Origin of the sequence: Pseudomonas sp. NPDC089406, assembly GCF_044900265.1 — a bacterium.
GTDB lineage: Bacteria > Pseudomonadota > Gammaproteobacteria > Pseudomonadales > Pseudomonadaceae > Aquipseudomonas > Aquipseudomonas fakonensis.
Window position 1 is genome coordinate 258,599 of the sequence record NZ_JBJDNC010000001.1, and the last position, 15,769, is coordinate 274,367.

Sequence of the window (15,769 nt, forward strand, 5' to 3'; positions counted from 1 at the left end):
TGACGTAGGCCACGGCTTCTTTGGCGCTGCGCATGTCCGGCTCGGAGACGATCTCCAGCAGCGGGGTGCCGGCGCGGTTCAGGTCGATGCCGGTGGCGCCGTTGAAGTCTTCGTGCAGGCTCTTGCCGGCGTCTTCTTCAAGGTGCGCGCGGGTTACGCCGATGCGCTTGAGGGTGCCGTCTTCCAGGGCGATGTCCAGGTGGCCCTTGCCGACGATCGGCAGGTCCATCTGGCTGATCTGGTAGCCCTTGGGCAGGTCGGGGTAGAAGTAGTTCTTGCGCGCGAACACGTTGCGCGGGCCGATTTCGGCGTCGATCGCCAGGCCGAACATGCACGCCATGCGCACGGCTTCCTGGTTGAGCACCGGCAGTACGCCGGGCATGCCGAGGTCGACCAGGCTGGCCTGGGTGTTCGGCTCGGAGCCGAAGGTGGTGGCGCTGCCGGAGAAAATCTTCGACTGGGTGGCGAGCTGGGTATGAATCTCCAGCCCGATCACAACTTCCCATTGCATGTGTGAATTCCTCAGAAGCCGTTGGGGGCGCGGGTGTGCCAGTCGGTGACTTGCTGGTAGCGGTGCGCGATGTTGAGCAGGCGGCCTTCCTGGAAATACGGCGCCAGCAGCTGCACGCCCACCGGCAGGCCGTCGACGAAGCCGGCCGGCATCGACAGGCCCGGCAGGCCCGCCAGGTTGGCGGTGATGGTGTAGACGTCTTCAAGGTAGGCGGCGACCGGGTCGGCGTTCTTCGAGCCGAGCTTCCAGGCCGGGTTCGGCGTGGTCGGGCCGAGGATCACGTCGACGTCGTTGAACGCGGCCATGAAGTCGTTCTTGATCAGGCGGCGGATCTGCTGCGCCTTGACGTAGTAGGCGTCGTAGTAGCCGGCCGACAGGGCGTAGGTGCCGACCATGATGCGCCGCTGCACCTCAGTGCCGAAGCCTTCGCCGCGCGAGCGCTTGTACAGGTCGGTGAGGTCTTTGGGCTGGTCGCAGCGGTGGCCGAAGCGCACGCCGTCGAAACGCGACAGGTTCGAAGAGGCCTCGGCCGGGGCGATCACATAGTACGCCGGGATGGCGTGCTGCATGTTCGGCAGGCTGATGGGCTTGACCACCGCGCCGAGCTTTTCCAGCTCCTTGACGCTGGCTTGCACCAGTTCGGCGATGCGCGGGTCGAGGCCGGCGCCGAAGTACTCTTTCGGCAGGCCGATGCGCAGGCCCTGCAGCGAGCCGTTCAGCGTGGCGCTGTAGTCCGGCACCGGCTCGTCGACGCTGGTCGAGTCGTTTTTATCAAAGCCAGCCATGCCTTGCAGCAGCAGGGCGCAGTCTTCTGCGGTGCGCGCCATCGGGCCGCCCTGGTCGAGGCTGGAGGCGTAGGCAATCATGCCCCAGCGCGAGACGCGGCCGTAGGTGGGCTTGAGGCCGGTGAGGTTGGTCAGCGCGGCCGGCTGGCGGATCGAGCCGCCGGTGTCGGTACCGGTGGCCACTGGCAGCAGGCGCGCGGCGACCGCTGCGGCCGAACCGCCGGACGAGCCGCCCGGGACGTGCTCGAGGTTCCACGGGTTTTTCACCGCGCCGTAGTGGCTGGATTCGTTGGCCGAACCCATGGCGAACTCGTCCATGTTGGTCTTGCCCAGGGTGACCATGCCGGCTTCGGCCAGCTTGGCCACCACGGTGGCGTCGTACGGGGCGGTGAAATTGTCGAGCATCTTCGAGCCGCAGCTGGTGCGGATGCCGTTGGTGCAGAACAGGTCCTTGTGGGCGATGGGCGCACCCAGCAGCGCGCCGGTTTCGCCGGCGGCGCGGCGGGCATCGGCGGCGCGCGCCTGTTCCAGGGCCTGTTGTTCAGTGACGGTGATGAAGCTGTTGAGCTGCGGGTCGAGCTGCTTGATGCGCGACAGCAGCGCGCCGGTCAGTTCTTCTGATGAGAACGACTTGTCGGCAAGGCCGCGGGCGATCTCGGCAAGAGACAGTTGATGCATGGCGGACGCTTTCCCTTAATCGATGACTTTCGGAACCAGGTACAGACCGTTTTCGGTCGACGGGGCGACGGCCTGGTAGCGGTCGCGCTGGTTGCTTTCGGTGACCTGGTCGGGGCGCAGGCGCTGGGTGGCTTCCAGCGGGTGGGCGAGGGGCTCGATGCCGCTCGTGTCGACTGCTTGCATCTGGTCGACCAGCCCGAGAATGCTGTTCAGGGCGTCGGTAATGCGTGGCAGTTCGCTCTCGACCAGGCCCAGACGGGCCAGATGAGCGATCTTTTCCACGTCGGAGCGTTCAAGCGCCATGGGGATCTCCAGCAGAAACGAAAAAGCGCAATGGCAGCGCAATTGAGGAACATGACGGGATTCTGGCGGTCAAAGGGCCGCGATCATCAGCTGGCATGCTCGGAAAAACAGCCAATTTAACATATTGGCTCCTTGCCCAAAATCCCTGCCATTGTTAGAGTTTGCCGCACTTTTTTACCCACGCTTTCCCCAGGGTCACTTTCCCATGTTCAAGAAACTGCGTGGCATGTTTTCCAGCGATCTTTCCATCGACCTGGGTACTGCCAACACCCTTATTTACGTGCGTGAGCGCGGTATCGTCCTGAATGAGCCCTCGGTTGTTGCCATCCGTACCCACGGCAACCAGAAAAGCGTCGTCGCTGTCGGTACCGAAGCCAAGCGCATGCTCGGCCGTACGCCGGGCAACATCGCCGCCATTCGTCCGATGAAGGACGGCGTGATCGCCGACTTCAGCGTTTGTGAAAAAATGCTGCAGTACTTCATCAACAAAGTGCACGAAAACAGCTTCCTGCAGCCCAGCCCACGCGTGCTGATCTGCGTGCCGTGCAAATCGACCCAGGTCGAGCGCCGCGCCATCCGTGAATCGGCCCTTGGTGCCGGTGCCCGTGAAGTGTTCCTGATCGAAGAGCCAATGGCAGCTGCGATCGGTGCCGGCCTGCCGGTCGAAGAAGCCCGTGGCTCGATGGTCGTCGACATCGGTGGTGGTACCACCGAAATCGCCCTGATTTCGCTCAACGGCGTGGTTTACGCAGAATCCGTACGGGTTGGCGGCGACCGCTTCGACGAAGCCATCGTCACCTACGTGCGCCGCAACTACGGCAGCCTGATCGGCGAATCCACCGCCGAGCGCATCAAGCAGGAAATCGGTACCGCCTACCCGGGCGGCGAAGTGCGCGAAGTCGACGTGCGTGGCCGTAACCTGGCCGAAGGCGTACCACGTGCCTTCACCCTGAACTCCAACGAAGTGCTCGAAGCCCTGCAAGAGTCGCTGGCGACCATTGTCCAGGCGGTCAAGAGCGCCCTGGAGCAATCGCCGCCAGAGCTGGCTTCGGACATCGCCGAGCGTGGCCTGGTGCTGACCGGTGGTGGCGCTCTGCTGCGCGACCTCGACAAGCTGCTGGCCCAGGAAACCGGCCTGCCGGTGATCGTCGCCGAAGACCCGCTTACCTGCGTCGCCCGCGGCGGTGGCCGTGCGCTGGAGATGATGGACAAGCACGCCATGGACCTGCTCTCCAGCGAGTGATCGCGGCAGCAGCACAGCGCCCCGGTTTACAGGTAGCACGCACAGTGCTACCTGTATGCGCTTGTTCGGCGCCGCTTGCGGCGCCGTTTCCGTCAATTGGCAAGTTCGCCGGTGCAAGGCCCATGTTCAATGGCACCTTGAACCGTCGTCCACGAGGAACGGCCCATTAAACCGCTTTTCTCCAAAGGCCCTTCGCTGGGTGTCCGCCTGCTGGTGCTGGTGGTGATGTCGGTCGCGCTGATGGTGGTCGACTCGCGCTTTGACCTGCTCAAGCCAGTGCGCAGCCAGATGGGCCTGGTGCTGATGGAGTCCTACTGGATCACCGACCTGCCCCAGCGCATGTGGCAGGGCGTGGCCGGCCAGTTCGGCAGCCGCACCGAGCTGATCGCCGAGAACGAAAAACTCAAGACCGAAGCGCTGCTGTTGCAGGGCCGCCTGCAAAAGCTGGCCGCCCTGACCGAGCAGAACGTGCGCCTGCGCGAGCTGCTCAACTCCTCGGCACTGGTCAACGAGAAGGTCGAGGTGGCCGAACTGATCGGTGTCGACCCCAACCCGTTCACCCACCGCATCCTGATCAACAAGGGCGAGCGCGACGGCGTGTTCCTCGGCCAGCCGGTGCTCGATGCCCGCGGCCTGATGGGCCAGGTGGTCGAGCTGATGCCGTACACCTCGCGGGTATTGCTGCTCACCGACACCACCCACAGCATCCCGGTGCAGGTCAACCGCAACGGCCTGCGCGCCATCGCCAGCGGTACCGGCAACCCCGAGCGCCTGGAACTGCGCCATGTGGCCGACACCGCCGACATCAAGGAAGGCGACCTGCTGGTGAGCTCCGGCATGGGCCAGCGTTTCCCGGCGGGTTACCCGGTGGCCACGGTCAACGAAGTGATCCACGACTCCGGCCAGCCGTTCGCCATCGTTCGCGCCATCCCGACCGCGTCGCTTAACCGCAGCCGCTACATGCTGCTGGTGTTCAGCGACCGGCGCACCCCGGAAGAACGCGCCACCGAGGCGGCCATCGCCCAAGAAGAGGCCGACCGCCAGGGCCACGGCCAGGCGCCGGCCAACCCGGCTACGCCGCCGGCCGCCAACGCTACCCAGCCCGCAACTACCCCGGCACCAGCGGCACATGGCGCTGCACCGGCGACTGCACCGGCACCTGCGGCGCATGGCAGCACGCCCGCCAGCGCCCCGGCCCAGCCGGCTGCCGCGCCTGCCCAACCCCGGAGACAATAATGGCCAGCACCCGTAGCAGAAACGGCTGGGTCATCTGGTTGACCTTCGCCATTGGCCTGTTGCTCAGCGTTTCGCCCATGCCGCAGTTCATGGAAGTGTTCCGGCCCATGTGGCTGGCCCTGCTGCTGGCCTTCTGGACCCTGGCCGTGCCTGGCAAGGTGGGCATGACCACCGCGTTCGTGCTTGGCCTGGCAGAGGATGTGTTGTACGGCACCCTGCTGGGGCAGAACGCGCTCATCCTCACGCTGATCACCTTCCTGGTGCTGTCGTTGCAGCAGCGCCTGCGCATGTTCCCGGTGTGGCAGCAGAGCCTGGTGATTCTGGTGGTGTTCGGCATCGCCCAGCTGATTCAGCTGTGGCTCAGCGCCCTGACCGGCAACCGCCTGCCAACCCTGGCACTGGTGTGGTCGGCAGTGATCAGCGCCTTGCTCTGGCCGTGGGTGAGCTTCGCCCTGCGCGGCCTGCGCGTGCGCCTGCACATTCACTGACGCGCGCCAGCACAGACAGGGAGACGTCCGCATGACCCCGCTGTACCTTGCCTCCGGCTCGCCGCGCCGTCGTGAACTGCTGACCCAGATCGGCGTACCCTTCACCGTGGTCAGTGCCCCCATCGATGAAACCCCGCTGCCCGGTGAAGCCCCGGCTGCCTATGTAGAGCGCCTGGCCCAGGCCAAGGCGGTGGCCGGTTTCGCCCACACTGACGGCCACGGCGTGGTGCTGGGGGCGGACACCACGGTGGTGCTCGACGACGAGATCCTCGGCAAGCCAGAGGACCGCGAGCACTTTCTGTCGATGCTCGGCGACCTGTCCAAGCGTGAGCACCAGGTGCTCACCGCCGTGGCCCTGACCGACGGCACGCGCAGCATCAGCCGCTGCGTCAGCACCACGGTCCGTTTTCGCGCCATCTCCTTCGAAGAAGCCCTGCGCTACTGGGACAGCGGCGAGCCGCTGGACAAAGCCGGTGGCTATGCCATCCAGGGCCTGGGCGCGGTGTTCGTCACCGGCATCGAAGGCAGTTACTCGGCCGTGGTCGGCCTGCCCCTGAGTGAAACCGCCGAGCTGCTGGAGCAGTTCGCCATTGCCTGCTGGCAACTGCCGGAGGATTTCGCGCAGCCCTAGCCAGCCCCTTGCAAGCGATCCATCATTACCCAAGCCTATAGACGAGAGCCTGCCATGAGTGAAGAGATCCTGATCAACATCACCCCGATGGAATCACGCGTGGCGGTGGTGGAGAACGGCGTCCTGCAGGAAGTGCATGTCGAGCGCACCCAGCGCCGCGGCATCGTCGGCAACATCTACAAGGGCAAGGTGGTGCGGGTGCTGCCGGGCATGCAGGCAGCGTTCGTCGACATCGGCCTTGAGCGCGCAGCGTTCATCCACGCCTCGGAAATTTCCCAGCGCGAAGGCTCGGCGGTCGAGACCATCACCGCCCTGGTGCACGAAGGCCAGGCGCTGGTGGTACAGGTGACCAAGGACCCGATCGGCACCAAGGGCGCGCGCCTGACCACCCAGCTGTCGATTCCGTCGCGCTACCTGGTGTACATGCCGCGCAGCAGCCACGTTGGTATTTCGCTGAAGATCGAGGAAGAAGCCGAGCGTGACCGCCTCAAGCAGGTGGTGACCGACTGCATGGCCCAAGAGGACATGAAAGACGCCGGCGGCTTTATTCTGCGCACCGCCGCCGAAGGCGCGCGGGCCGAAGACATTCTGCAGGACATCCGCTACCTGCGCAGGCTGTGGGAGCAGATCGGCTCGCAGATCCAGACCTGCGGCGCGCCGACAGTCATCTATGAGGACCTGGGCCTGGCGCTGCGCACCCTGCGCGACCTGGTCAACGCCAAGATCGAGAAGATCCGCATCGATTCCCGGGAAACCTTCCAGAAGACCACGCAGTTCGTCGCCGAACTGATGCCGGAGATCGCCGACCGCCTGGAGCACTACCCCGGCGAGCGGCCGATCTTTGACCTGTACGGCGTCGAGGACGAAATCCAGCGCGCCCTGGAGCGCAAGGTGCCGCTCAAGTCCGGTGGCTACCTGGTGGTCGACCCGGCCGAGGCGATGACCACCATCGACGTCAACACCGGGGCTTTCGTCGGCCACCGCAACCTCGAAGAAACCATCTTCAAGACCAACCTCGAGGCGGCCACCGCCATTGCCCGGCAGCTGCGCCTGCGCAACATCGGCGGGATCATCATCATCGACTTCATCGACATGGAGGACGAGGAGCACCAGCGCCAGGTGCTGCGCACCCTGGAGAAGCAGCTCGAACGTGATCACGCCAAGACCAACATCATCGGCATCACCGAGCTGGGCCTGGTGCAGATGACCCGCAAGCGCACCCGCGAAAGCCTCGAGCAGGTGCTCTGCGAGCCCTGCGCGGCATGCCAGGGGCGGGGCAAGCTGAAGACCCCCGAGACCATTTGTTACGAAATTTTCCGCGAAATTCTCCGAGAGGCCCGGGCTTATCAGGCTGAAGGCTACCGGGTGCTGGCCAACCAGAAGGTGGTCGACCGGCTGCTGGACGAAGAGTCGGGCAATGTCGCCGAACTTGAAGCCTTCATCGGGCGAACCATTCGCTTCCAGGTCGAGTCGATGTATTCCCAGGAACAATACGATGTGGTGCTGCTCTGACCCTCGCTAAACGCGGTCGCCCCAGGGACGGGCTGGCAAAGCGCTATTCACCGGCCATAGTTAACGGACGACTCGGAGGGCCATGGGCATGGAACGTCTGACCCGCGTTCTGGGCGCCCTGACCCGCTGGGGGCTGGCATTCTGTGCCCTGCTTGCGGTGCTGGCGGCGCTGTACGTCAGCCTCGGTCGGCAGCTGATACCGCTGGTCGCCGAATACCGTGCAGACGTCGAGCTCAAGGCCGAACAGGCCTTGGGCCTGCCTGTGCACGTCGGAGCCCTGGAAGGCCGCTGGAGCGGCCTGGCCCCGGTGCTGTGGGTGCGTGACCTGCAACTGGGCGAGGGCAGCGATGCGTTGCGCCTGGACGACGTGAAACTGGTACCCGACCTGTGGGCCAGCCTCAAGGCCCGCGAGGTGCGCCTGGCGCGCATCCAGCTGGGTGGCCTGCAACTGATCCTGCGTGAAGAACAGCAGGGCGCCTGGGCGCTGGAAGGCCTGCCGCACAAGGATGACAGCCCGATGGACCCGAGCGAGGCGCTCAAGCGCCTGCGCCAGTTGGGACGCATCGACTTGTTCGACAGCCAGGTCACTCTGCAGCCCTGGCAGCGCGAGCCACTTACCCTCACCTACGTCAGCCTCGGCCTGCAGGCGGGCGCTGCGCGCCAGAGCCTCGACCTGCGCGCCACGCTGCCCGACGGCCAGCCCCTGGCGGTCAGCCTGCAAAGCCGCGCCAGCGCGAAAAACTGGCGTGACGCCAGCCTGCAAGCCTACCTGAGCCTGCCGCAAAGCGACTGGGCACGCTGGCTGCCGCCGCGCCTGCTGGGCCAGTGGCAGGCCGGCACGCTGCGCGCCGGCGGCGAGTTCTGGGTCGACTGGCGCAAGGGCCAATTGCAGCAGGCGGTAGTGCGCCTGAACGCCCCGCAGCTCAAGGGCGCCTACACCGGGCGCAAGGCGGTGACCGTCGACGACCTGGCGCTGAATGCCTGGTTCCAGCGCCGTGGCGATGGCTTTGATGTAACGGTCGATTCGCTGGCGGCAACCTTGGGCAAGGCCCGCTGGGAGTCGCACCTGCAACTGGCCCAGCGCGCTGGCGACACGCCTGCCGAAGAGTCCTGGCTGATCCAGGCTGACCGCCTTGACCTGACCCCGCTGACCCCGCTGATCGATGCCCTGGCGCCGCTGCCGGACAAGCTGATGACCGTGGTCGATGCACTCAAGGTCACCGGCACCCTGCGCAATCTGCGCGCCGAGCTGCGGCCCAAGGCCGAGGGCGATCAGCGTGTGCAGTTTGCCGCCAACCTGGACAAGGTCGGCTTCGACGCCTACCACGGTGCACCGGCGGCCGGTAATGTCAGCGGCGCCATCAGCGGCGACCTCGGCAAGGGTGAACTACGCCTGGATACCGAAGACTTCATGCTGCACTTGTACCCGATCTTCGGCAAACCCTGGCATTACCAAAAGGCCAATGCCCGCCTCACCTGGACCCTCGACCAGCAGGTCTTCACCCTGGTGGCGCCGTACATCAAGGTGCTGGGCGAGGAAGGCAAGGTTGCGGCGGACTTCCTGATCCGTCTGCACCTGGAGCCGGGCCACGAGGACTACATGGACCTGCGTGTCGGCATGACCGAAGGCGATGGCCGTTACACCGCCAAGTACCTGCCCGAGGTGCTCAGCCCGGCGCTGGACGAGTGGCTGCGCAGCGCCATCGTCAAGGGCAACGTCGACCAGGGCTACTTCCAGTACCAGGGCTCGCTCAACCACGGCGCGCCGCCCCACGCCCGCGACATCAGCCTGTACTTCAAGGTGCATGACGCCGCCCTGGCCTTCCAGCCCGGCTGGCCGCAGGTACAGCAGGTGGACGGCGAGGTGTTCATCGAAGATACCGGCGTGCGCATCAAGGCCAGCCGCGGCCAGTTGCTCGATACCAAGGTCAGCAACGTGAAGGTCAACATCCCCCATGTCGAGGCGGGTGAGCACAGCCACCTGTACCTGGATGGCGATTTTGACGGCAGCCTTGGCGATGGCCTGAAGATTCTCAAGGAAACACCGATCGGCACCGGCGAAATCTTCGCAGGCTGGGAGGGCGAGGGCCCGCTGAATGGCAAGGTCAAGCTGGATGTGCCGCTGGAGCATGGCCTGCGGCCGAAAGTGCTGGTGGACTTCGCCACCGAAGGCGCCACGCTCAAGATTGCCCCGCCAACCCTGGAACTCAGCCAGCTCAAGGGTGATTTCAGCTTCGATCTCGACAAGGGCTTGAGCGCCAAGGCGGTCACCCTGCAGGCGTTCGGCAAGCCGGTCAGCGCGCAGATTGCCGCCGAGGGCAAGGGGCAGATCCAGACCCGCATCAACGCCACCGGCCAGGTAGGGGTCAAGGCGCTTACCGATTGGCTGCAGGTGCAGCAGGCGCTGCCGGTGTCCGGCGACATCCCGTACCAGTTGCAGGTGACCCTGGGCGGGCAGGACAACCGGCTCACCGTCAATTCATCGCTCAAGGGCGTGGCCATCGACCTGCCGGCGCCATTCGGCAAGGCGGCGGCGGACACCCGCGACAGCCGTTTCAGCCTCACCCTGCAAGGCGCCGAGCGGCGGATCGACGCCGCCTACGCCGACCTTGCCCGTTTCGCTTACGCAGCACCTGCCGAAAAGCTCGGCCAGGGCCGCGGCGAGCTGGTGCTGGGCACTGACCCTGCGCTGCCGCCTAGCGGCCAGGGCCTGCGCGTGCGCGGGCGCCTCGATGCCCTGGACCTGGCGCCCTGGCAGGAGCAGGCAGCGCGCCTGGCCGGCAACGACCCCGGCGGCAGCGCCCGGCAGAACCTGCAAAGCGTCGACCTGAGCATCGGCCAGCTCAAGGCCTTCGGCATCGACCTCAACCAGGCGGTGGTGCGCCTGGCGCGCGGTGGCCCGGCCTGGGACCTGCGCCTGGACAGCAAAGAGGTGATCGGCAATGCGCGCATCCCCGATGGTGCGCCCATGGTGATCCGCCTGCAGACCCTGCGCCTGCCGGCGGCCGACCCCGCGCAGCCGCAGGACGACAACGCCCCCGACCCGCTGGCCGGCTTCGACCCGCGCAAGGTGCCGCCGCTGGACCTGAGCATCGACAAGCTGTACCGCGGCGACGACTTGTTCGGCAGCGCTTCGCTGAAGCTGCGCCAGAATGCGCGTGGCCTGGCGCTGGACGATATCGACCTGGACCTCAAGGGCCTGCGCATCGACGGCAGCGGCGGCTGGGAAGGCCTGCCGGGCAGCACCTCGAGCTGGTACAAGGGCCGCGTGGACGGCAAGAACCTGGGCGACGTGCTCAAGGCCTGGGGCTTTGCCCCCACCGTCACCAGCCGGGATTTCCGCATGGACGTGGACGGCCGCTGGCCGGGTTCGCCGGCCTGGGTCAGCCTCAACCGCTTCTCCGGCAGCCTGGACGCCGCACTGCGTTCTGGCCAGTTCGTCGAAGTGGAGGGCAGCGCCCAGGCCCTGCGGGTGTTCGGCCTGCTCAACTTCAACTCGATCGGCCGGCGCCTGCGCCTGGACTTCAGCGACCTGTTCAGCAAGGGCCTGGCCTACGACCGGGTCAAGGGCCTGCTGGTGGCCAGCGAAGGGGTGTACGTGACCCGCGAGCCGATCAGCGTCACCGGGCCGTCGAGCAACTTCGAGCTGGAGGGCACCCTGGACTTCGTGCGCGACCGCATCGACGCCAACCTGCAGGTGAGCCTGCCGGTGACCAAAAACCTGCCGCTGGCGGCGCTGATCGTCGGAGCGCCGGCGGTGGGCGGGGCACTGTTTTTGGTCGACCGCCTGATCGGCGACCGCGTGTCGCGCTTTGCCAGCGTGCACTATCGGGTCGAAGGGCCGGTCAAAGAGCCTAAGATCACCTTTGTGAAACCGTTCGACAAATAAGGGGTGGCAATGAAGGCAGCAGTGATCCAGATGGTCAGCCAGGACGATGTGCTGGCCAACCTGCAACGCGCAGGCGCCCTGCTTGAGCAGGCGGCGGCGGGCGGTGCGCGGCTGGCGGTGCTGCCGGAGAACTTCGCCGCCATGGGCCGGCGTGATGCCGCTGCCATCGGCCGCGCCGAGGCGCAGGGGGAGGGGCCGATCCTGCCGTGGTTGAAACGCACTGCCCGCGACCTCAAGTTATGGATAGTGGCTGGCACCTTGCCGTTGCCGCCGGTCGGCCAGCCCGCTGCCAAGGCGCATGCCTGCTCGCTGCTGATCGACGAACACGGCGAAATCGCCGCCCGTTACGACAAGCTGCACCTGTTCGATGTGGACGTGGCCGACAACCGTGGCCGCTACCGGGAGTCGGACGACTACGCCCATGGCGCCCAGGTGGTGGTGGCCGACACCCCGGTCGGGCGCGTGGGCCTGACGGTGTGCTACGACCTGCGCTTCCCCGAGCTGTACAGCGCCTTGCGCGCCGCCGGGGCCGAACTCATTACCGCGCCGGCGGCGTTCACCGCAGTAACCGGGGCCGCGCACTGGGAAGTGCTGATTCGTGCGCGGGCCATCGAGACACAATGCTACATGCTGGCGGCCGCCCAGGGCGGCCTGCACCCAGGCCCGCGGGAAACCCACGGGCAGGCAGCGATCGTCGACCCCTGGGGGCGGATCGTTGCACAACAGGCGCGCGGCGAGGCGGTACTGCTGGCCACCCGCGACCTTGAAGAACAGGCGTCCATCCGGGCGCGCATGCCGGTGCTGAGCCACCGGCGCTTTTTCTCGCAGGACGCCTTGCGGCCTGCTCAGACCTCGGAGTGACTATGAGCCAGATGTTAACCACCGTCAGCGAGCAGCTTCTGGCCCCCGGCGGCCTGGGGCTGGAAAGCCTGCAGGCTGTGCTGGGCGAGCTGGCCGGCCCCGGTATCGACGCTGCCGACCTGTACTTCCAGGGCCAGGTTTCGGAAACCTGGGCGCTGGAGGACGGCATCGTCAAGGAAGGCAGTTTCAACCTCGACCAGGGCGTGGGCGTGCGTGCCCAGTCCGGTGAGAAGACCGGCTTCGCCTACAGCAACGCAATCAACCTCGAGGCCCTGACCTCGGCGGCACGTGCTGCCCGTTCGATCTCCCGCGCCGGGCAGAACGGCAAGGTCCAGGCTTTTCGCAGCCAGGAAGTGACCGCGCTGTACGGCCAGGACAACCCGCTGGACGTGCTGACCCGCGCCGAAAAAGTCGAGCTGCTCAAGCGCGTCGACGCTGCCACCCGTGCCCTCGACCCGCGCATCCAGCAGGTCAGCGTGAGCATGGCCGGGGTTTGGGAGCGCATTCTGGTGGCGGCCGCAGACGGCAGCCTGGCCGCCGATGTGCGCCCGCTGGTGCGCTTCAACGTCAGCGTGATCGTCGAGCAGAATGGCCGCCGCGAGCGCGGCGGGCAGGGCGGTGGCGGGCGTACCGACTACCGCTACTTCACCGAAGAGCGGGTGATGGGCTATGCCCGCGAGGCGCTGCGCCAGGCACTGGTCAACCTCGAGGCGATTCCGGCGCCGGCAGGCACCTTGCCGGTGGTGCTCGGTTCGGGGTGGTCCGGGGTGCTGCTGCACGAGGCGGTCGGCCATGGCCTTGAAGGCGACTTCAACCGCAAGGGCAGCTCGGCCTTCAGCGGCCGCATCGGCGAGCAGGTGGCCTCGAAGTTGTGCACCATCGTCGATGACGGCACCCTCGAAGGCCGCCGCGGTTCGCTCAGCATCGATGACGAGGGCACGCCCACCGAGTGCACCACGCTGATCGAGAACGGCATTCTCAAGGGCTACATGCAGGACAAGCTCAACGCGCGGCTGATGGGCATGGCCGTGACCGGCAATGGCCGGCGTGAATCCTACGCGCACCTGCCGATGCCACGCATGACCAACACCTACATGCGCGCCGGCGACAGTGACCCGCAAGAAATCATCGCCTCGGTGAAGAAGGGCATTTACTGCGCCAACCTTGGTGGCGGCCAGGTGGACATCACCAGCGGCAAGTTCGTGTTCTCCACCAGTGAGGCCTACCTGATCGAGGACGGCAAGATCACCGCGCCGGTCAAGGGCGCCACGTTGATCGGCAACGGGCCGGAGGCGATGAGCCGGGTGTCGATGGTCGGCAACGACCTGGCGCTGGACAGCGGTGTGGGCACTTGCGGCAAGGATGGGCAGTCGGTGCCGGTGGGGGTTGGCCAGCCGACCTTGAAGCTGGATGCCATTACCGTCGGCGGTACCGGCGCTTGATCAACGATCGCGGGGCAAGCCCGCTCCCACGTATGCCTGCAAGGGCTGCGTGGGAGCGGGCTTGCCCCGCGATGGCCTTAACGCAACCCGCGCTGGGTTTCGTCGAGGTCGCGGATGTACTTGAACACCTTGCGCGCAGCGGCAGGCGGTTTGTTCCGCGCCTTTTCGTGCTGGGCATGGCGGATCAGCGAGCGCAGGTGCTGGCGGTCGGTGTCGGGGAACTCGTTGACGAAACGTTCGAGGTCCTCGTCGTTGCCGTCGATCAAGCGGTCGCGCCAGCGCTCCAGGCCGTGGAAGCGCTCGTTGTACTGGCGGGTCGAGCTGTCGACCTGCTCGAGCACGGCATGAATGCCGTCCAGGTCTTGCACGCGCATCAGCTTGCCGACAAACGACATGTGGCGTTTGCGGGCGCCATGGGCGGTGTGCTTGCTGGCTTCTTCCAGCGCCTTGCGCAACTCGTCGGTGAGCGGCAGGCGAGCCAGGGTTTCGGCCTTGAGCGTGGTCAGGCGTTCGCCGAGTTCGACCAGCGCATGCAGCTCGCGCTTGATCTGGGTTTTGCTTTTTTCGCCATCGAAGGCGTCGTCGTAAGAATCAACCATGGGGGCAGCTCGCAGGAAATCGCCGCCATGATAACCAGTCGGGGGCCGCTTGTCCGGCCCGGTCGTAGAATGACCCAAGCCGTACGCAGAATTTTCAGTGGAGAGAACCATGAGTGCAGTCCAGAGCGTAGGCCCCAAGGACCTGCCGGCGTTGCAGGAACAGGTCGAAGCGATCGTCGCCGAGGCGCGCCGCCAGGGGGCCAGTGCCTGCGAAGTGGCGGTGTCGCTGGAGCAGGGCCTGTCTACCACGGTGCGCCAGCGCGAAGTCGAGACCGTCGAGTTCAACCGCGACCAGGGTTTTGGCATCACCCTCTACGTTGGCCAGCGCAAGGGCTCGGCCAGCACCTCGGCCAGCGGCCCTGAGGCCATCCGCGAAACCGTCGCGGCGGCGCTGGCGATTGCCAAGCACACCTCCGAAGACGAATGCTCGGGCCTGGCTGACGCGGCGCTGATGGCCCGCGAATTCCCCGACCTCGACCTGTACCACGACTGGGACATCGAGCCGGAGAAGGCCATCGAGATGGCGCTGGCCTGCGAGGCGGCGGCCTTCGACGCCGACAAGCGCATCCTCAACGCCGACGGCACCAGCCTCAACACCCACCAGGGCGTGCGGGTATACGGCAACAGCCACGGCTTTATCGGCGGCTACGCCTCGACCCGCCACAGCCTGAGCTGCGTGATGATCGCCGAGGGCGACGGGCAGATGCAGCGCGACTACTGGTATGACGTCAACCGCCAGGGCGAGCTGCTGGCCGACCCGCGCAGCATCGGCCAGCGCGCCGCGCAACGTGCCGCCAGCCGCCTGGGGGCACGCCCGGTGCCTACCTGCGAGGTGCCGGTGCTGTTCAGCGCCGAGTTGGCCGGTGGTTTGTTCGGCAGCTTCCTGGGGGCGATTTCCGGCGGCAACCTGTACCGCAAGTCGTCGTTCCTCGAAGGCAGCCTCGGCCAGCGCCTGTTCCCCAGCTGGCTGACCCTCGACGAGCGCCCGCATATCCCGCGTGCGCTGGGTAGCGCGGCGTTCGACGGCGATGGCCTGGCCACCTATGCCAAACCGTTCGTCGACAAGGGCGAGCTGGTGTCGTACATCCTCGGCACCTATTCCGGGCGCAAGCTGAAGCTGCCGAGCACGGCCAACGCCGGCGGTGTGCACAACTTGTTCGTCACCCATGGCGTGGAAGACCAGGCGGCGCTGATCCGGCGCATGGGCCGCGGCCTGCTGGTGACCGAGCTGATGGGCCACGGCCTGAACATGGTGACCGGCGATTATTCGCGCGGCGCGGCGGGCTTCTGGGTCGAGAATGGCGAAATCCAGCACGCAGTGCAGGAAGTGACCATTGCCGGCAACATGAAGGACATGTTCCAGCAGATCGTCGCCATTGGCAGCGATATCGAGACGCGTAGCAATATTCACAGTGGCTCGGTGCTGATCGAGCGCATGATGGTTGCGGGTAGCTGATACAGCGGCTCGTGGGGGGGGGGGGGGGGGGGGGGGGGGGGGGGGGGGATGGGGGGGGGGGGGGGGGGGGGGGGGGGGGGGGGTCGGGGTCGGGGATTATGGTTATTGCTTTGAGAGATGTATGCGCATTCATTG

Annotated in this window: 12 protein-coding genes and 1 pseudogene; 9 read left to right on the top strand and 4 right to left on the bottom strand. The window is 66.3% G+C overall.

Annotation, left to right across the window (positions count from 1 at the left end; genetic code table 11):
- The 3 genes and pseudogenes from gatB to gatC all read right to left on the bottom strand — a co-directional run.
- Positions 1-511 (bottom strand): annotated as a pseudogene (gene gatB, locus ACI2KK_RS01120) (Asp-tRNA(Asn)/Glu-tRNA(Gln) amidotransferase GatCAB subunit B); the annotation flags it as partial.
- Positions 512-522: 11 nt separating this feature from the next.
- Positions 523-1,974: an Asp-tRNA(Asn)/Glu-tRNA(Gln) amidotransferase subunit GatA gene (gene gatA, locus ACI2KK_RS01125; protein ID WP_404667571.1), complete on the bottom strand. Its 1,452-nt coding sequence runs from the start codon at positions 1,972-1,974 to the stop codon at positions 523-525.
- Positions 1,975-1,989: 15 nt separating this feature from the next.
- Positions 1,990-2,277 carry an Asp-tRNA(Asn)/Glu-tRNA(Gln) amidotransferase subunit GatC gene (gene gatC, locus ACI2KK_RS01130; RefSeq protein ID WP_217886361.1) on the bottom strand — a complete coding sequence of 96 codons (288 nt, stop codon included), beginning with the start codon at positions 2,275-2,277 and terminating at the stop codon, positions 1,990-1,992.
- A gap of 205 nt (positions 2,278-2,482) precedes the next feature.
- Here gatC and mreB point away from each other — a divergent pair, with 205 nt between their 5' ends.
- From mreB to tldD, 8 genes are all read left to right on the top strand, one after another.
- Entirely contained in the window at positions 2,483-3,520 is a 1,038-nt protein-coding gene (mreB, locus tag ACI2KK_RS01135) for a rod shape-determining protein MreB (RefSeq protein WP_003255163.1), read from the top strand.
- Positions 3,521-3,733: 213 nt separating this feature from the next.
- Complete coding sequence (gene mreC / locus ACI2KK_RS01140; protein WP_404667572.1) at positions 3,734-4,756, top strand: rod shape-determining protein MreC; 1,023 nt, start codon at positions 3,734-3,736, stop codon at positions 4,754-4,756.
- Complete coding sequence (mreD, locus tag ACI2KK_RS01145; RefSeq protein WP_217840171.1) at positions 4,756-5,244, top strand: rod shape-determining protein MreD; 489 nt, start codon at positions 4,756-4,758, stop codon at positions 5,242-5,244. The genes mreC and mreD overlap by 1 nt, the downstream gene beginning before the upstream one ends.
- Before the next feature lie 31 nt (positions 5,245-5,275).
- Positions 5,276-5,875, top strand: a complete 600-nt coding sequence (locus ACI2KK_RS01150; protein ID WP_404667573.1) for a Maf family protein — start codon at positions 5,276-5,278, stop codon at positions 5,873-5,875.
- 54 nt (positions 5,876-5,929) lie between these two features.
- The gene (rng, locus tag ACI2KK_RS01155) at positions 5,930-7,387 is read left to right on the top strand and encodes a ribonuclease G (protein WP_217840169.1); all 1,458 of its coding nucleotides are present in this window, start codon (positions 5,930-5,932) and stop codon (positions 7,385-7,387) included.
- Positions 7,388-7,469: 82 nt separating this feature from the next.
- Positions 7,470-11,276 (top strand): YhdP family protein, encoded by a 3,807-nt coding sequence (locus ACI2KK_RS01160; protein ID WP_404667574.1) that lies wholly within the window; start codon positions 7,470-7,472, stop codon positions 11,274-11,276.
- A gap of 9 nt (positions 11,277-11,285) precedes the next feature.
- On the top strand, positions 11,286-12,137 hold the full coding sequence (locus ACI2KK_RS01165; RefSeq protein ID WP_404667575.1) for a carbon-nitrogen hydrolase family protein: 852 nt from the start codon (positions 11,286-11,288) through the stop codon (positions 12,135-12,137).
- 2 nt (positions 12,138-12,139) lie between these two features.
- Positions 12,140-13,579, top strand: coding sequence for a metalloprotease TldD (gene tldD, locus ACI2KK_RS01170; RefSeq protein WP_404667576.1), 1,440 nt, complete (start codon positions 12,140-12,142; stop codon positions 13,577-13,579).
- A 77-nt stretch (positions 13,580-13,656) separates the two neighbouring features.
- Here tldD and yjgA read toward each other — a convergent pair whose 3' ends face one another.
- Positions 13,657-14,178: a ribosome biogenesis factor YjgA gene (gene yjgA, locus ACI2KK_RS01175; protein WP_217886356.1), complete on the bottom strand. Its 522-nt coding sequence runs from the start codon at positions 14,176-14,178 to the stop codon at positions 13,657-13,659.
- 109 nt (positions 14,179-14,287) lie between these two features.
- Between yjgA and pmbA the strand changes: the two genes are divergently transcribed.
- Positions 14,288-15,634, top strand: a complete 1,347-nt coding sequence (gene pmbA, locus ACI2KK_RS01180; protein ID WP_404667577.1) for a metalloprotease PmbA — start codon at positions 14,288-14,290, stop codon at positions 15,632-15,634.
- Positions 15,635-15,769: the final 135 nt, after the last annotated feature.